The sequence below is a fragment of the uncultured Butyricimonas sp. genome (assembly GCF_959596855.1).
Lineage (GTDB): Bacteria > Bacteroidota > Bacteroidia > Bacteroidales > Marinifilaceae > Butyricimonas > Butyricimonas muris.
Window position 1 is genome coordinate 63,284 of record NZ_CAUFYA010000008.1, and the last position, 14,368, is coordinate 77,651.

Annotated in this window: 13 protein-coding genes; 1 reads left to right on the plus strand and 12 read right to left on the minus strand. The window is 42.3% G+C overall.

Annotated elements, in window-relative coordinates:
* Window position 1: 1 nt before the first annotated feature.
* The 6 genes from Q5866_RS05475 to Q5866_RS05500 are packed head-to-tail and all read right to left on the minus strand — an operon-like array spanning window position 2 to window position 6,826.
* Window positions 2-901 carry a glycosyltransferase family 2 protein gene (locus Q5866_RS05475; RefSeq protein ID WP_303179344.1) on the minus strand — a complete coding sequence of 300 codons (900 nt, stop codon included), beginning with the start codon at window positions 899-901 and terminating at the stop codon, window positions 2-4.
* Entirely contained in the window at window positions 885-2,309 is a 1,425-nt protein-coding gene (locus tag Q5866_RS05480; protein ID WP_303179346.1) for an O-antigen ligase family protein, read from the minus strand. Before Q5866_RS05480 ends, Q5866_RS05475 begins: the two co-directional genes overlap by 17 nt.
* A complete protein-coding gene (locus tag Q5866_RS05485; protein ID WP_303179347.1) occupies window positions 2,302-4,518 on the minus strand; it encodes an exopolysaccharide biosynthesis protein in 2,217 nt (738 codons plus the stop codon). Before Q5866_RS05485 ends, Q5866_RS05480 begins: the two co-directional genes overlap by 8 nt.
* Window positions 4,515-5,294 carry a TolC family protein gene (locus tag Q5866_RS05490; protein ID WP_303179349.1) on the minus strand — a complete coding sequence of 260 codons (780 nt, stop codon included), beginning with the start codon at window positions 5,292-5,294 and terminating at the stop codon, window positions 4,515-4,517. The genes Q5866_RS05485 and Q5866_RS05490 overlap by 4 nt, the downstream gene beginning before the upstream one ends.
* Before the next feature lie 19 nt (window positions 5,295-5,313).
* On the minus strand, window positions 5,314-6,456 hold the full coding sequence (locus tag Q5866_RS05495; RefSeq protein ID WP_303179351.1) for a sugar transferase: 1,143 nt from the start codon (window positions 6,454-6,456) through the stop codon (window positions 5,314-5,316).
* Between the two features lie 4 nt (window positions 6,457-6,460).
* The gene (locus tag Q5866_RS05500) at window positions 6,461-6,826 is read right to left on the minus strand and encodes a response regulator transcription factor (RefSeq protein WP_099293550.1); all 366 of its coding nucleotides are present in this window, start codon (window positions 6,824-6,826) and stop codon (window positions 6,461-6,463) included.
* 256 nt (window positions 6,827-7,082) lie between these two features.
* Between Q5866_RS05500 and Q5866_RS05505 the strand changes: the two genes are divergently transcribed.
* Entirely contained in the window at window positions 7,083-8,228 is a 1,146-nt protein-coding gene (locus Q5866_RS05505; RefSeq protein WP_099294679.1) for a response regulator, read from the plus strand.
* Window positions 8,229-8,460: 232 nt separating this feature from the next.
* On the opposite strand, the gene nuoE is transcribed toward Q5866_RS05505, so the two are convergent.
* The 6 genes from nuoE to Q5866_RS05535 all read right to left on the minus strand — a co-directional run bounded on the left by nuoE (window position 8,461) and on the right by Q5866_RS05535 (window position 14,238).
* The gene (nuoE, locus tag Q5866_RS05510) at window positions 8,461-8,937 is read right to left on the minus strand and encodes an NADH-quinone oxidoreductase subunit NuoE (protein ID WP_099293548.1); all 477 of its coding nucleotides are present in this window, start codon (window positions 8,935-8,937) and stop codon (window positions 8,461-8,463) included.
* Between the two features lie 18 nt (window positions 8,938-8,955).
* Window positions 8,956-10,728 (minus strand): NADH-dependent [FeFe] hydrogenase, group A6, encoded by a 1,773-nt coding sequence (locus Q5866_RS05515; protein ID WP_292266368.1) that lies wholly within the window; start codon window positions 10,726-10,728, stop codon window positions 8,956-8,958.
* 66 nt (window positions 10,729-10,794) lie between these two features.
* On the minus strand, window positions 10,795-12,585 hold the full coding sequence (locus Q5866_RS05520; protein WP_099293532.1) for an NADH-quinone oxidoreductase subunit NuoF: 1,791 nt from the start codon (window positions 12,583-12,585) through the stop codon (window positions 10,795-10,797).
* Window positions 12,586-12,612: 27 nt separating this feature from the next.
* The gene (locus Q5866_RS05525; RefSeq protein WP_186976364.1) at window positions 12,613-13,011 is read right to left on the minus strand and encodes a ferredoxin; all 399 of its coding nucleotides are present in this window, start codon (window positions 13,009-13,011) and stop codon (window positions 12,613-12,615) included.
* Window positions 13,012-13,037: 26 nt separating this feature from the next.
* The gene (locus Q5866_RS05530) at window positions 13,038-13,586 is read right to left on the minus strand and encodes an ATP-binding protein (RefSeq protein WP_099293528.1); all 549 of its coding nucleotides are present in this window, start codon (window positions 13,584-13,586) and stop codon (window positions 13,038-13,040) included.
* A 259-nt stretch (window positions 13,587-13,845) separates the two neighbouring features.
* Window positions 13,846-14,238, minus strand: a complete 393-nt coding sequence (locus tag Q5866_RS05535; protein WP_227215845.1) for a response regulator — start codon at window positions 14,236-14,238, stop codon at window positions 13,846-13,848.
* Window positions 14,239-14,368: the final 130 nt, after the last annotated feature.

The following is a 14,368-nucleotide window of genomic DNA, read 5'->3' on the forward strand; positions in this document are numbered from 1 at the left end:
ATTATTCCCTTTTATGTTTTAAACGAAAAAAGTCTACGCAACCTTCAAAAATAGCTCTTGCTTGTGCCGATTTTGCATGTAGCAAATTTACGACAATATTTTTGAAATCAGCAATTAGAAGCTGATAGATTAACGAAATAAACAATGTTCTCCCGTGTCGGTTTCGCCACGTGTATAACAGACGATTGCGGGTGAGATAGTAGGTCTTTAACGGACTGTCTTTTCCCGTGCTGCAACTTTCTTTGTGGTATATCGTGCAACGGGGTTCATACCGGAGTTGATACCCGTGATTCTGCATCCGGGTACACCAATCCATTTCTTCATAGTAAAGGAAATAGATTTCCGGCATCAATCCGATGTTTTCTATTACTTCACGTTTTACTATCATGGCAGCTCCATGAAGAAAATGGGTTACTTTCGGAACGTCAAATTGACCTTTATCCGGTTCATTATAACCGATAGCCCGGTTGCGTAATGTATATTTGCTTAACGGGGTGAATCCCGCGAATTGTATGTTCCGGGGCGGAAAGGCAAATTTGATTTTCGGACTTACGGCTCCGATGTCTGATGAACTCATCAGTGTTTCATATAAATAGACCAAACTATCGTCAGATACAAGCGTATCGTTATTCAGCAGGAAGATACATTTCCCTTTTGCAACACAAATACCTAAATTGTTACCCCCAGAAAAGCCTAGATTCCGTTCACTGCGGATGCTCTGAATGTATGGGTATTTTGCCTGCAATATTTTTGCCTCATTCTGTACTGACCCATTATCCACGACAATGACCTCGTACGAACATTTTTGAGGGTTTTGTTGTAGGGATTCTATTAATTGCTCTGTCTCTTGTAGACCGTTGTAATTAATAGTAACAATGGATATATCAGGCTGTTGCTTCATGCTCGGCTAATTCTTTATCATAATAGGGTGCAACAAACAGGAATACAAATAAAACATTGATGAGGATCCCGTTCGGGAACGTGGTAATATCATTAGCATAAGCGGCGACATATGCTCCTGAGATTGCTGCAATAATAGCGAATGATATATTTTTTAATAATTTGTCTTTAATGATAAACATGGCTATATAAGAAGCTCGTATTAGAATAATCACTAATAATGTAAGATAGAGGGATAAACCAATGATGCCAGTTTCGATCCAATACATGGTAAGTAGGGAGTCAGGGGGTAACTCTGATAATTTGTCATGTACATTAAAACGTTTGGAGCGTTTCCCACTTAATCCTAAGCCTATTCCGAAAGGTTTATCTTTCATCAGCGGCTTCATTTTTTCTTTATTGATTTCTCTGACTTTAAAAGACGAATCTTCTTTATTAAAAGTAGAACGCACTCGACGAATTAGAGTATTACTGTTTCCTATATTGGTTTGGGTTAAAAATAGTAATATGATGATTAATAGCCCCCCTGCTATAAATAAATTTTTTATATTTTTGCATAGGAGAGTATATACGCATAATCCTGCTAAGGGAACTGCTACGGCACTTCGTGTTCCGGATATTAATAATCCATAACTAGAAGCTATAGTTGTAACCCAAAATAAATATTTAATCCAACGTATCTTAATGAAAAAGCTAGAAATGCCAAAAACAGTCATGGATAATCCCATGGATATTCCGAAATTGGCTGCATCCGTAAAAAATGAAAAATAACGAATACCGGAATAGATAATGTGGGTTTTGGCTCCTCCTTCCACGAATAACCAATATAATTCAGCCGAATCAAATCCGTGATTTTTTTGCCAATATCCTTTTAATGCGGCTAATATGGATAGTACTGCCCAAATAATTAAAAGCCATTTGAAATCTTTAAAACGGGTGAAAAGAACCGGAATGAGAATGGCACTTACTAAAGGGAAAAAAGCATACCCATTTATAGCAATAAACCAAGCATCCGTGACAGCTAAAGGATTGAATATTTCCAATAAACAATATATGAACCAAATACCCCATAAAACTGTCAATAGGTTAATACCACGTTTCCATTCATAAGATTGAAATATGTTTTTTATGAAAAGAAGAATGATAATACCCAAAGTGAAACCAAGCATGATCACTCCATTTTTCATCGGGTAATATCTACTGATACCTGAGATTATATAGTTTACAATAAAGAATGCGTAAAAATAGTATTGTTTTTGACAGAATCCTGCAGAGACAAGTGCTAATACCGGTAAACAAGCAAAAAGTAAAGTCGGAATGATTCCTCCTTTTATTGTTAAAAGGTATATAGCGCATAATCCAATGATAAATGCAATCGTCGTAATATAGGACGAACTATTCTTAAGCATTATTTAACGGTTTATTTCTTTCCGTTCGTATAGTTTTATCGTTTGAGGTTAATCCTAATTGTGCAAATCGATAGAGTAATTTGCGTAAAAACGTGTAAGGTGGCATTAATCCATTCACGTCTTCAGCTGCATCCCGTTTCGTGTAATTTAATACTAGAAATAAAGGGGTATCTTGGCACATCTCTTTTGTTCGCTCAAAAAGCAGTTGGTCTGTGTTTCTCCATGTACGTCTGGAATCTGCGATTTGTAAATTTAAACTAACATTTTGTAGAATATTTGTAGTTAAAGCGGCATCTTTTAATGAAGGATATTCAACGATGATGACCTTATCTTTTAAATTGGATTTCTCATCTGAATCTAGATCTTTCAGGTTAAAAGATTGAATAAAAGCTTGAGCATCCGTTTGAAATTCGTTTTGCCATGACAATTGAGCTACATCGAATCCCCGTTCTGTAAACTGTTGGGCAATTTGCTCCATAATATAGCTTTTCCCTTCACCCGGTTCATTACTGATCAGATTGATTATATTATTTTGGTCTGGTTTAAAATAGGTTACAATAGAATTGCATAAAGTTTGAGCTGAAAGTAATGTATATTCTTTATTATATCTTCTGGCTCCCAACGATAATTGACGGGTAAATGCTCCCAGAACTCTACAACCCGTTAATTGTTCTGCTTTGAATACGTTGTGTAAGGTATGGTCCAGAATCTCGATAATCAAGAAAAAGAAAATTGTGAATATCAAGGCAGCCGCATAAGCTCCGATTGTCAATAATTTACGTTTGCTGACGGAGGACGGCGCTAATGGATAAAAAGGCTCATTCATAACTTTTAGACTTGCCGAGTTCATTTGGATACTTTTCTGTCTTAGCAAAGCAGCATTCAGTGCGTCCAAGATGGCAAGATATCTTCTTTCATTGATGTTTACCAGCCGTTCTTTACGAGTCAGAGTAGAACCGATAGGGGCAAAGTGGACGTACTTTTGCGCCATGTATAATTTTCGTTGATTTAGTACTTTTAATTCGGCTTCCGCTTTTTTATAGTTGATGACTTGTTTTAACCATTCCTCAATGACACTTTGGTTGGATATCCCTTCTTTGTTGTATTTCATATAACCCATTTTCTCAAGGGATTTTGCTAAAGCTGTTTTGTTGTGGTCTAATTCATGAATCAGCGTATCAATAGTCTGTTGGGAAATCGTTTCTTCCGGATAATACTTAGCCATGGCGAGCTTTTCATTGATCTCGCTTATTTTATTGTTATAAAGAATGAATAAGTTGTTGTTTTGAATGATTTCCGTGTGTAATTGCATTCTTGTTTCTAACTCTTTTTTCAAGCTATCAGATACGTTGTAATCGTTCAATGATTGCCAATACTGTAATTCATAATCTCTGTTTAATGCGGCAACCGCTTTGGTTTCTTCCTCGTAATTAATAACTTGATTTTCTACTCTATAGTCGGTGAGGATATTTTCTGCTGTTTCGAGTTCCTTTCCAATTTTGGCTAGTTCTTTTCGAAAATAGGCAATGACATTATTGGTTTCTCCGAAACGTAATTCTTGGTATTGTTTGTTGAATTCGTCTATCAATATGAGTAAGGTTTGATAAGCTATACCAGGGTCATCGGTTGTATACGTAACATCAAGTACATCGCTGTCTCCTGAACGTCGGACATCTATTTTATGCAAGGCTTCCCGATTCACGTAGGGAAGATTCCATAGGTATATCCCGTAGACATAATTAGACGGATCATTTGTTTCATATGCGAGCAAATTTTCGTACGTGCGTTGCTCGTTAATGGAATCCTTCGTGGATGTTTTATCTATTAAATCATGGATCACTTGCCCACGATCGTATAAATGGCGATAATTACTGGCTTTGACATATTTATTGTCTCTATTCGGATCGCCATATACCATAATACGGGCATATAGTCGTAAAGATACTTGCTTTAAAGTCTGATCAGCGGTAATAATGCTTAATAAATTGTCCATCATACTGCCTTGTGTATATGACGTTGTAGTAATCCCACTTTCAGAAAGTATGTTTACACCTGTGATAATTCCCGTGTAGATGGAACAGGTTGTTGTGTAATCTCTTTGAGTATTATTGGTCTGTAAATAAACAAATAGAGCCACAACAAGAGGTGCTATGATTAGCCAGAAGCGTATTTTGTAGAAGAATTTAATAAAGTAGGTAATATATTTCATAATGATTTATTTCTAAATTGTATGTTACTAATCACTTCTAGTTTTAAGAACATGATATTAAGTTCATTAATAATTTGTTCATATTCTACTTGTGCTACTTTCTGTGAATTCTTAATATCACTTAATAAGCGATTGGCATTACTGTTGTCATTAATGTAATCAAGTTCTGCTACTTGGTATTCTGCACGATATAATGTAATTGTTTCTGTCGCTAATTTTAGTAATTTTAATTGATATTGAATATTACAATATAATTCGATAATTTCATTCTTAATTTCGTCAAATGTAACTTGTTGAGAATATTCTGCGTTTTTGACAAGTTCTTTTTGTTTTTTTACCGAGGGGCGATGAGTGAATAGTTTGTCAAATGGAATGCTGATATTTGCCCCGACAGACCAACTGCTTTGAGTCGCTCCCGAATAAACTGTAGTTAATGGAGTGTATTGTGTTTCTTGGTCAGTGTAAGTACCCAGAATACCATAATTATATCCTGCACGCACGGAAAAGTATTGCCACCAATCCCGCTTTGATACTTTCAAATCGTTGCGGGCAGCTTCGATGGAGGCTTGTATTGCTTTTAGACGAGGATTTTTCTTCGCGCTTTCGAATAGGGTATCCAATGGAGGCAGTTGATAATTGATAAATTCATTGGTTGTTAATGTCTGTGGGATGAATCTTGTGGGATTTGACACAGAGTCCGTTGTTTGCCTGTTTTGTCCCAAGCAAACAAGGTTTAAAAATAAAAGACAACCGATGATAATATATTTCGTGTCCATCTTGCTAAAACGTTGTTAATTACACATTCTCTTTCTGCACAAACGCCGTGCATGTTCTGCAAATAATATTTATGTCAGTCCAGAACGAAAAGTCCCGGGCGTATTTTATATCCAATTGTTTTCGTTCTTCGGCGGATAAGGCTCCTTGGTCGCCTCGTTTTTCGACTTGCCACAAACCGGTTAACCCGGCGGGAGCCATAAAGCGTTCGATGTATTCGTCCGTGGTCAGTAATTCCGCCTCGTACAGGGGGAGGGGACGATTTCCCACGATAGACATATCTCCTTTCAGGATGTTGATTAATTGCGGGAGTTCATCGATACTGTATTTCCGGATAAAGCGTCCGACTCTGGTGATACGCGGGTCGTTCTCGAATTTCACGAAGGCGTTTTTCCGTTGTGTACGGCGATTCTTTAACAACTCTTGTTCGGTCGTGATAAAATCATCGGCAACCAAAAGAGTTGTACTGTTTGTTTCCGCAATATCCCGGGTGAGCGTTTCCTCTTCCGCGGATTCTTCCCGGTATTGATTTAAAGCTTGAAATTCTTTCAGTCGTTTGTCCGCATCCATGTACATGGAACGGAATTTTAAGAAGTCGAATATATCGTAATTACTCCCCACTCTTTTGGATTTGTAAACGATAGGGCCTTTACTTTCCAACCGTATCGCAAGAGCGGTCAGGAGCAGGAACGGGGAGAGGCACAGGAGCGCGATGGTCGAGAACGTGATGTCAAAAATCCGTTTCCATAGAGGAAGTTTGAATCTGCGGGGACAACTGTTCTTTTTTGCCGTTTGGTAAAGTTTAAGTTTCGGGAGAAAAGCCAACGTGGTTTGGATATCTTCTGCCGAAGAATTGATATCGATGACTTCATTCGCTCCCGCCTGCAAATATTGCGGGATGTATTCTTTCACGACTTTATCCGTGAGAAGAAGTATGTATACATCTTTCACGTTGTTGCTTACCGTGGCTTCCAACCATTGGAGGTCTTGTTCTTTGTTCCGGGATTCGATGAAGATGTACACGGGGGAATCTTCGTGCCTGTCTTGTTTGTTTATAAACAATATCGTTTTAATGGGGTTACTGAAAACAGTAATCTCATTTTCCAGATTCTCGGATATTCTTTTTATCCAATCCGGATTTTCCCCGATATAATAGGCATACATGCTGTTATCTCAATAAATTCCGGACTCTGATTTTTAATTCCTGCGGATTAAAAGGCTTTAGCACGAAATCAGAAGCTCCTGCTTCCAGTAACTCGATCCGATCGTTACTACTCTCCAGACTGGATAAGATAATGACCGGGATAAAGTTGAACATGGAACTGGCTTTCAGGTGTTTCAGGAATGTCTTTCCGTCCATTTCCGGCATATTGACATCGGAAATAATCAGATCCGGAATATTCCCGGCGTGCATCCATGCTAGTGCTTCTATCGGATTGCTTTCCGAGTGCACATCATAGTCTTTGGATAATTGTATTGTGATAACTTTCGCTATTTCAGGCTTATCATCAACAATTAAAATACTCTTACTCATAACAAACGCTCTCTCTTTTTGATAATACAAATATACAACATTACTACGACATAGAGCAGTTTTTGCTAGTTTTATGTATTAAAAACTTATTTTTTTGAATATTCATTCGTTTTATATTTCGAACGAGGGAAAATGTGATGCCATGACACGGGTAACAAGAGGTGGAAAGTTAAAAACTATCGTCGGAAAGATGCCATAAAAATGAATTATAGTTTGTACATTTGTGGCTGTAATTACGTGCGTTATTTAAAATATGATGTGTATGAAGATAAATCCAGCTGAATATAAAATATTGGTTGTGGATGATGTTCAGTCAAATGTTTTATTGTTGAAAGCATTGCTTGGACGTGAGGGGTTTAATATTATTTACGCCATGAACGGGACGGAGGCTTTGGAGAAGGTGAAGAGTGAGTCCCCGGATTTGGTTTTATTGGATGTCATGATGCCGGACATGGACGGGTTCGAGGTAGCGGGACGCTTGAAGGTGGAACCGTCACAAGCCGAGATACCGATTATATTTTTAACCGCTTTGAATGATTCCGCCAGCGTTGTGAAGGGTTTCCAACTGGGCGCGAATGATTTTATTTCCAAACCGTTCCGCAGGGAGGAATTACTGATTCGTGTGGAGCACCAGCTTTCTTTGGTGGATGCCCGGCGTATTATTCTGAGACAGACGGAAGAGTTGAGAAAGACTATTGCCGGACGGGATAAACTCTATTCGGTTATCGCTCATGATTTGCGGTCGCCTATGGCATCGATAAAGATGTTGTGTAATACCATCATGATGAGCATCGAACCGGGCTCGGTTCCCCAAGATGTATTCGAGATGCTGGAAATGGCGAATAAGACTTCCGAGGAAGTGTTCTCGTTGCTGGATAATCTTTTGAAATGGACGAAGAGTCAGTTGGGCAAGTTGTCGAATGTACCTCAGCCGATCGACCTCGTGGGGCTTGTTGACGGCGTGATCGAGGTGTTTAAACCGATCGCCGAAAGTAAGTCAATCGCTTTGGCATTAGAACGTTCAATCGAGAGTGTCGAGGTCGTGGTGGATGTAGAGATGATTAAATCGGTCGTGCGTAATTTGATTTCTAATGCTATAAAGTTCAGTCATAAGGATACGACAGTTACAACACGTGTTGAGACAAGAATGGACGAGAGAAACGGGCTGAACGAGGTCATAGTGATCGTGTCAGACAAAGGATGCGGGATAAAAGAGGAAGATCAGCCGAAATTGTTGAACGAGGCAACTCATTTTACCACGTTCGGAACGAATAGCGAAGAAGGTTCCGGTTTAGGCTTGTTGTTATGCAAGGACTTTGTGGCTAAAAATAACGGGCAACTCTGGTTTACATCGAAACCCGGTGCGGGATCTGATTTTTGCTTCTCGTTACCGTTAAAGTGATTTTACCACGGTTTAGTCGCCTTCGGCGAGTTGCAGGTTACAGGTTGCATTTGCCTTCGGCAAGTTGCTTCTCTAGCGTTCAAGACTGTATTTTAGTTCCTCCTCTGTTTATAGAGGAGGTGGCAGCAAAGCTGACGGAGGAGTTCAATCTAAAATCTAAAATCGTTCAATCTAAAATTAATAAACTGTATAAAAATAATAAAGGGGCGATCACACTGACCGCCCCTTTACTTTATTCAAATTCTTTTAGAATTTTCTCGACTTCTCCGGGAGTTACCCGACCGTACACTTTTTCTCCGATCAATACAACCGGGGCAAGTCCGCAAGCTCCCACGCAGCGTAAACTGGTGAGAGAGAATTTCCCGTCGGCGGTAGTTTCCCCGACGTTGATTTTCAGAACTCGTTTGAATTCATCCAGTACTTTCTCCGCGCCCCGCACGTAGCAGGCTGTTCCCATGCACACGGAAATCGGGTGTTCCCCTTTCGGAGTCATGGTGAAGAAAGAATAGAAGGTCACGACCCCGTACACTTTTGAAACGGGTATATTTAGTTGACGCGCGATAACTTCCTGTACTTCTCTGGGAAGGTAACCGACCAGTTCCTGCGCTTTGTGCAAGACGTTGATCAATTCGCCCTCTTGGTTTCCGAACTCTTCACACAGTTTTACCAGCTGGTCAACTTTGCACTTTGCTAATGATATTTGTGTCATAATGATATTTCCGAATAATTATTGTTCAATAATCTCTTTTCCTCTGTTGAAATAGCACGTGTGCAATAAATGGTGTGCTCTCTCGCTCATGGGTTTGCCCAAGAATTCTTCGTACAACGAGATGATGTACGGGTTCTGGTGCGACTTTCTGAAGCTTTTTTCCGAGTCTTCTGTGTAAAGAGCTTTGGAACGGGCCATGATACGGGCAGAATCCCCGTGATGGAACGGTTGACCGCCACCACCGATACATCCGCCGGGGCAAGCCATCACTTCGATCGCGTGGTACGGTGATTTACCTGCGCGCAGGTCATTCATCAATTTGCGTGCTGTGCCCAAGCTGTGAGCCACGGCGACTTTCAATTCGAATCCGTCCACGTCGATGGTTGCTTCCTTCAAGTTCTCGATACCCCGCACGCCTTCGAAGTTCACGTTCTCCAACGTTTTACCCGTTTGGATTTCGTAAGCGGTACGCAGGGCGGCTTCCATCACGCCACCCGAGGCGCCGAAGATAACAGCGGCTCCCGTGGATTCACCTAACGGCGCGTCGAAGTCTTCGTCTTCCAGCTGCATGAAGTTGATGTTCGTTTCTTTGATTAAGGCTGCCAATTCGCGCGTGGAGATGGAGTAATTTACATCCGGGTCACCGTCTGTCTTGAACTCGTCACGCTCGCTCTCGAATTTCTTCGCGAGGCAAGGCATCACGGATACCACGATCAAGTTCTCGCGTTTGATACCCATTTTTTCAGCCCAGTAAGTTTTGGCTATCGCCCCGAACATTTGTTGCGGGGAACGTGCGCTTGACGGTCTGTCCAGCAAATCGGGGAATTGTTTCTCGAAGAAGTTCACCCAACCCGGGCAGCATGACGTGATTATCGGTAATTTCACTTCTTTGTCGCCATTCAGGAACGCGTTCAGACGTCCCAACAATTCGGTTCCTTCTTCCATGATGGTCAAGTCGGCAGCAAAGTCGGTGTCGAATACTTTGGCAAAACCCAGTTTGCGTAAAGCGGCAACCATTTTTCCGGTAACGGATGTTCCGGCTGCCAAACCGAACTCTTCACCCAAGGCGGCACGAACGGCGGGAGCTGTTTGCACGATTACGGTTTTGTCCGGGTTAGCCAGATCGTTGATCAGGCGATTGGTGTGTGACAATTCGGTCAAGGCACCTACCGGGCACACGGCAACGCACTGGCCGCAGAATGTACATTCCGAGTCTATCAACGCGTCATCGAACGCGGGCATTACCACGGAGGCGAACCCGCGGTTCACGGCGCCTAATGCGCCGACTGTCTGCACGTCGTTGCACATCATTTCGCAACGGCGGCAGTAGATACATTTGGTTGCATCCCTGCGGATGGAGGGTGACAAATCCACTTTGAATTCTGATTTCTCGCCGGCGAACGGAATTTCACGGATACCTAATTTGATGGCCGTGTCCTGTAATTCGCAATTGCCTGATTTGGCGCAGACCAAACAGTCTGACGGGTGATCCGACAGCATCAGTTCGAGTACGGTTCTACGGGCGTTCAACACGCGCATGGTGTTGGTACGTACCACCATATTGTTCTCGCACCGGGTGGCGCAAGAGGGGGCAAGATTTTTTCTGCCTTCCACCTCGACCACGCAGATACGGCAAGATGCCGGGGCGTTCTTGATGCACAAATCTTTCAGGTTCATGTAGCAAAGGGTGGGGATGTCGATACCCAGTTCCCGGGCTGCCTCAAGAATCGTGGTTCCCTTGGGAACGCTGATTTCTCGATTATCTATTTTTAGTGTTATATTATTTTCCATCTTTAAAATCTCCTTAGCTTAGCAGGTTGCCTAAGCAATTTTCAATTTTTAATTCTCAATTTTCAATTATCTCGTGCTAACTGCTTTGAACTTGCATTTCTCCATACAAGCACCACACTTGATACATTTTGCCGTGTTGATGAAATGCACTTCTTTCCGTTCTCCCACGATAGCGTCAACGGGACAATTGCGCGCGCACAACCCGCAACCGATACACAGTTCCGGATCGATATGGTACATTAATAATGCCTTACATTGTCCTGCCGGGCATTTCTTGTCTTTGATGTGTGCCAGATATTCGTCGTAGAAATTATCAAGGGTAGACAGTACCGGGTTCGGGGATGTTTGTCCCAACCCGCAAAGGGCTGTATCCTTGATCACGCGGCTGAGGTTTTTCAGCGTGTCGATATCTTCCATCGTGCCTTTGCCTTGGGTTATTTTATCCAGTATCTCGTGAAGGCGTTTGTTTCCTACACGGCAGGGCGTACATTTTCCGCAGGATTCCTCTACCGTGAATTCAAGGTAAAATTTGGACACGGATACCATACAGTCGTCTTCGTCCATGACAATCATACCACCTGATCCCATCATGGAGCCGGAAGCCAGCAAGTTGTCGAAATCAATCGGCACGTCAAGGTGTTTCTCGGTCAAGCAACCGCCGGAAGGCCCCCCTGTTTGTACGGCTTTGAATTTCTTGCCGTTCTTGATACCGCCGCCGATCTCGTAGATCACTTCGCGCAAAGTGGTTCCCATGGGTACTTCGATAAGTCCCACGTTGTTGATTTTTCCGGCGAGGGCGAATACTTTCGTACCCTTGGAACGCTCCGTTCCGATTTTGTTGAACCAGTTGGCTCCCTTCATGATGATAGCCGGGATGTTCGCCAAAGTCTCCACGTTGTTCACGTTGGTCGGGCGATTCAAATAACCGGATTCAGCCGGGAAGGGCGGTTTCATGGTCGGTTCCCCGCGGTGTCCTTCCATGGAGTGGATTAACGCGGTTTCCTCCCCGCACACGAATGCTCCCGCGCCGTAGCGTAATTCTATTTCGAAGGAGAAATCGGTACCGAAGATACTTTCTCCTAACAGCCCGTATTCTTTAGCTTGCTGGATAGCGATTTTCAAACGTTGGATAGCAAGCGGGTATTCGGCGCGGATGTATACCAAACCTTTGGTAGCCCCGATACTGTACCCGCAGATGGCCATTGCCTCGATAACGGAGTGGGGGTCACCTTCCATGATGGAACGGTCCATGAAAGCACCCGGGTCACCCTCGTCGGCGTTACAAACCACGTATTTTTGGTCAGCCGGGTATTTGCTGGCAAATTCCCATTTCAATCCTGTCGGGAAACCGCCGCCGCCGCGACCGCGCAAGCCGGACAGTTTGATTTCTTGGATTACCTCTTCCGGTTTCAGTTCGGTGATACATTTCGCGAGGGCGGAGTACCCGTCACGCGCGATGTATTCCTCGATGTTTTCGGGATTGATGAATCCGCAGTTGCGTAAAGCAATCCGGAGTTGTTTTTTGTAGAATCCCATGTGCTTGGAGTCGCTCACGGCTTCTTTCTTTTCCGGATCCTTGTATAATAATCTCTCTACTTTTCTTCCTTTGATCACGTGTTCGTTCACGATCTCCTCGGCGTCCTCCGGTTTCACTTGAACGTAGAAAGTGTTGTCCGGCATGATTTTCACGATCGGTCCTTTCTCGCAGAAACCGAAACAACCGGTAGCGATCACTTGAACTTCGTCGTCCAAGTTTTTCTCTCTTAAACTTTCTTCCAGCCGGGTAATGATCTGTTGGCTGGCAGATGCTCTACATCCCGTTCCACCACAAACGAGGACATGCATTTTATAACTCATAGATATTCGGGTTTTTGATTAGTTGTTTTATCTGTCTCTGATTGTATCAAAATTAACCGGAATGATGTCAGCCACCAGCTCGTCATTCTTTAAATACTTTTGAATGATTTCTTCCGCTCTTTCCGTGGTAACGTGACCGAAAACGATCGGGTCTTTTCCCGGCTTGGTAATCTCAACTGTCGGTTCCGCATAGCAGTATCCCATGCATCCCGTTTGGGTGACAACGGCAGTGATCCCGTTCTTCTCGAGGTTCTCGATGAAATAATTCATGGTTTCCTTACTACCCGCGGCGATACCGCAAGTTGCCATGGCTACTTTTATCTGAACCAAGTTCTCTACCTGTTCGCTCTTCTCGCGAAGGTCGATCTTCGTCTGCACGTTTTCCTTAATACGTTTGAGGTCTGCAAGTGATTTAATTTTTTCCATTATTAAATGATTAAGGTTATTTTGTCTTATGTTGTTTGTGTTATTTCTTTTATATTTTCCCGTATCATCTGGCGCAGAGCCATAACGATTTCAGGATCGTTAATGGGTACTCCTTCCATGATTTCTTTTACTTCTTCCGTGTCAAAAGTGTAATCTCCTTTCTCCGTGATGTGACGGTAGATAAATTCAATGTCGGGGTTTGCCGAGACAAGTATCACGATAGAACCTGCCACGTCGCCCATTGGCGGACGATCCCAGTGCGAGAGAGAGAAACTGGCTTCCAGTGTCGTGCCCACTCCTTCCTTTGATTCTATTTTCAGTGTCCCTCCCGTTGCTTCGGCATTTTGTTTCAACAAGGGTATGCCGAGTCCCACTTTGCGTACCGTTCTGCTCGTGAAAAAAGGGTCGGTTACTTTTGCCAGCGTGGTTTCGTCCATCCCGCGTCCGTTATCATGAATGGTGAATACAAGAGAATCCGTACTTGGTTTCTCTTGCAAGCTGATTTCGACACGAGAGGCATTGGCTCGTATTGAATTCTGGGCGATATCTAGGATATGGTCCGATAACGTTTGCATTCCACACCTGTTAATTTACACTTTTTTTCTTGAATAAGATTCGCACGCTCTTATAAATTTTTCTTTTTTTCTCTCGTTTAGTTTCAATCGCGAGAAAAATCGCTTCAAATATAATTAAATTATTAATAGAAACAAGCATTTTATCCTTAACTTGTAATAATATAGATTGCTTCTAATGAAGAATTTATTCCTTAATTGTTGTGCCCTGAATGTTTTTAGCTTTGCGTTGGAAAACAATGATATGAATGGCGGGGTATAATTATTCCGTCTGGTGTCGTTTAAGTGTTGCTCTCAGTAAATTGAAGTCCACGGGTTTCGTGATATAATCATTACATCCGGCTGATATGGCTTCTTGTTTGTCGGTTTCAAAAGCGAAGGCGCTAAGGGCAATGATCGGGATTCGGGTGTCGTATTCCCGGATTTTTCTGGTGGCGGTCAGTCCGTCCATTTCGGGCATTTTGATATCCATCAGAATAATATCCGGGCTTTCTGATTTGAATTTGTCAATGGCTTCCACGCCGTTATGTGCCCGGATGATAGAGTAGTCTTTTTTTAGCACCGTGAAGACCAAAAGAAAATTACTCTCGTTGTCCTCGGCAACGAGTATCGTTTTGCTTTTTGATGTTTCAACTCTATCGTTATTACTGTTCATTCGGTTTGTTTTGAACATTCAAAAAATGAACGTTTAATACGTCGTTTTTTATTCCCGAAGTCGAAGAGCAGGCTATATCGCTATGTATATTGATATTTAATTTCTTAAAATCAAACCTGCTTTCTTTACA

Bases quoted from the DNA above. Each gene is read 5' to 3' on its own strand.
- Q5866_RS05525 (WP_186976364.1), bottom strand. From the start codon at position 13,011: ATGGAAAAAATTAAATCACTTGCAGACCTCAAACGTATTAAGGAAAAC.
- Q5866_RS05480 (WP_303179346.1), bottom strand. From the start codon at position 2,309: ATGCTTAAGAATAGTTCGTCCTATATTACGACGATTGCATTTATCATT.
- Q5866_RS05515 (WP_292266368.1), bottom strand. From the start codon at position 10,728: ATGGAAAATAATATAACACTAAAAATAGATAATCGAGAAATCAGCGTT.
- Q5866_RS05500 (WP_099293550.1), bottom strand. From the start codon at position 6,826: ATGAGTAAGAGTATTTTAATTGTTGATGATAAGCCTGAAATAGCGAAA.
- Q5866_RS05490 (WP_303179349.1), bottom strand. From the start codon at position 5,294: ATGGACACGAAATATATTATCATCGGTTGTCTTTTATTTTTAAACCTT.
- Q5866_RS05485 (WP_303179347.1), bottom strand. From the start codon at position 4,518: ATGAAATATATTACCTACTTTATTAAATTCTTCTACAAAATACGCTTC.
- Q5866_RS05530 (WP_099293528.1), bottom strand. From the start codon at position 13,586: ATGCAAACGTTATCGGACCATATCCTAGATATCGCCCAGAATTCAATA.
- Q5866_RS05520 (WP_099293532.1), bottom strand. From the start codon at position 12,585: ATGAGTTATAAAATGCATGTCCTCGTTTGTGGTGGAACGGGATGTAGA.
- Q5866_RS05475 (WP_303179344.1), bottom strand. From the start codon at position 901: ATGAAGCAACAGCCTGATATATCCATTGTTACTATTAATTACAACGGT.
- Q5866_RS05505 (WP_099294679.1), top strand. From the start codon at position 7,083: ATGTGTATGAAGATAAATCCAGCTGAATATAAAATATTGGTTGTGGAT.
- Q5866_RS05495 (WP_303179351.1), bottom strand. From the start codon at position 6,456: ATGTATGCCTATTATATCGGGGAAAATCCGGATTGGATAAAAAGAATA.
- nuoE (WP_099293548.1), bottom strand. From the start codon at position 8,937: ATGACACAAATATCATTAGCAAAGTGCAAAGTTGACCAGCTGGTAAAA.
- Q5866_RS05535 (WP_227215845.1), bottom strand. From the start codon at position 14,238: ATGAACAGTAATAACGATAGAGTTGAAACATCAAAAAGCAAAACGATA.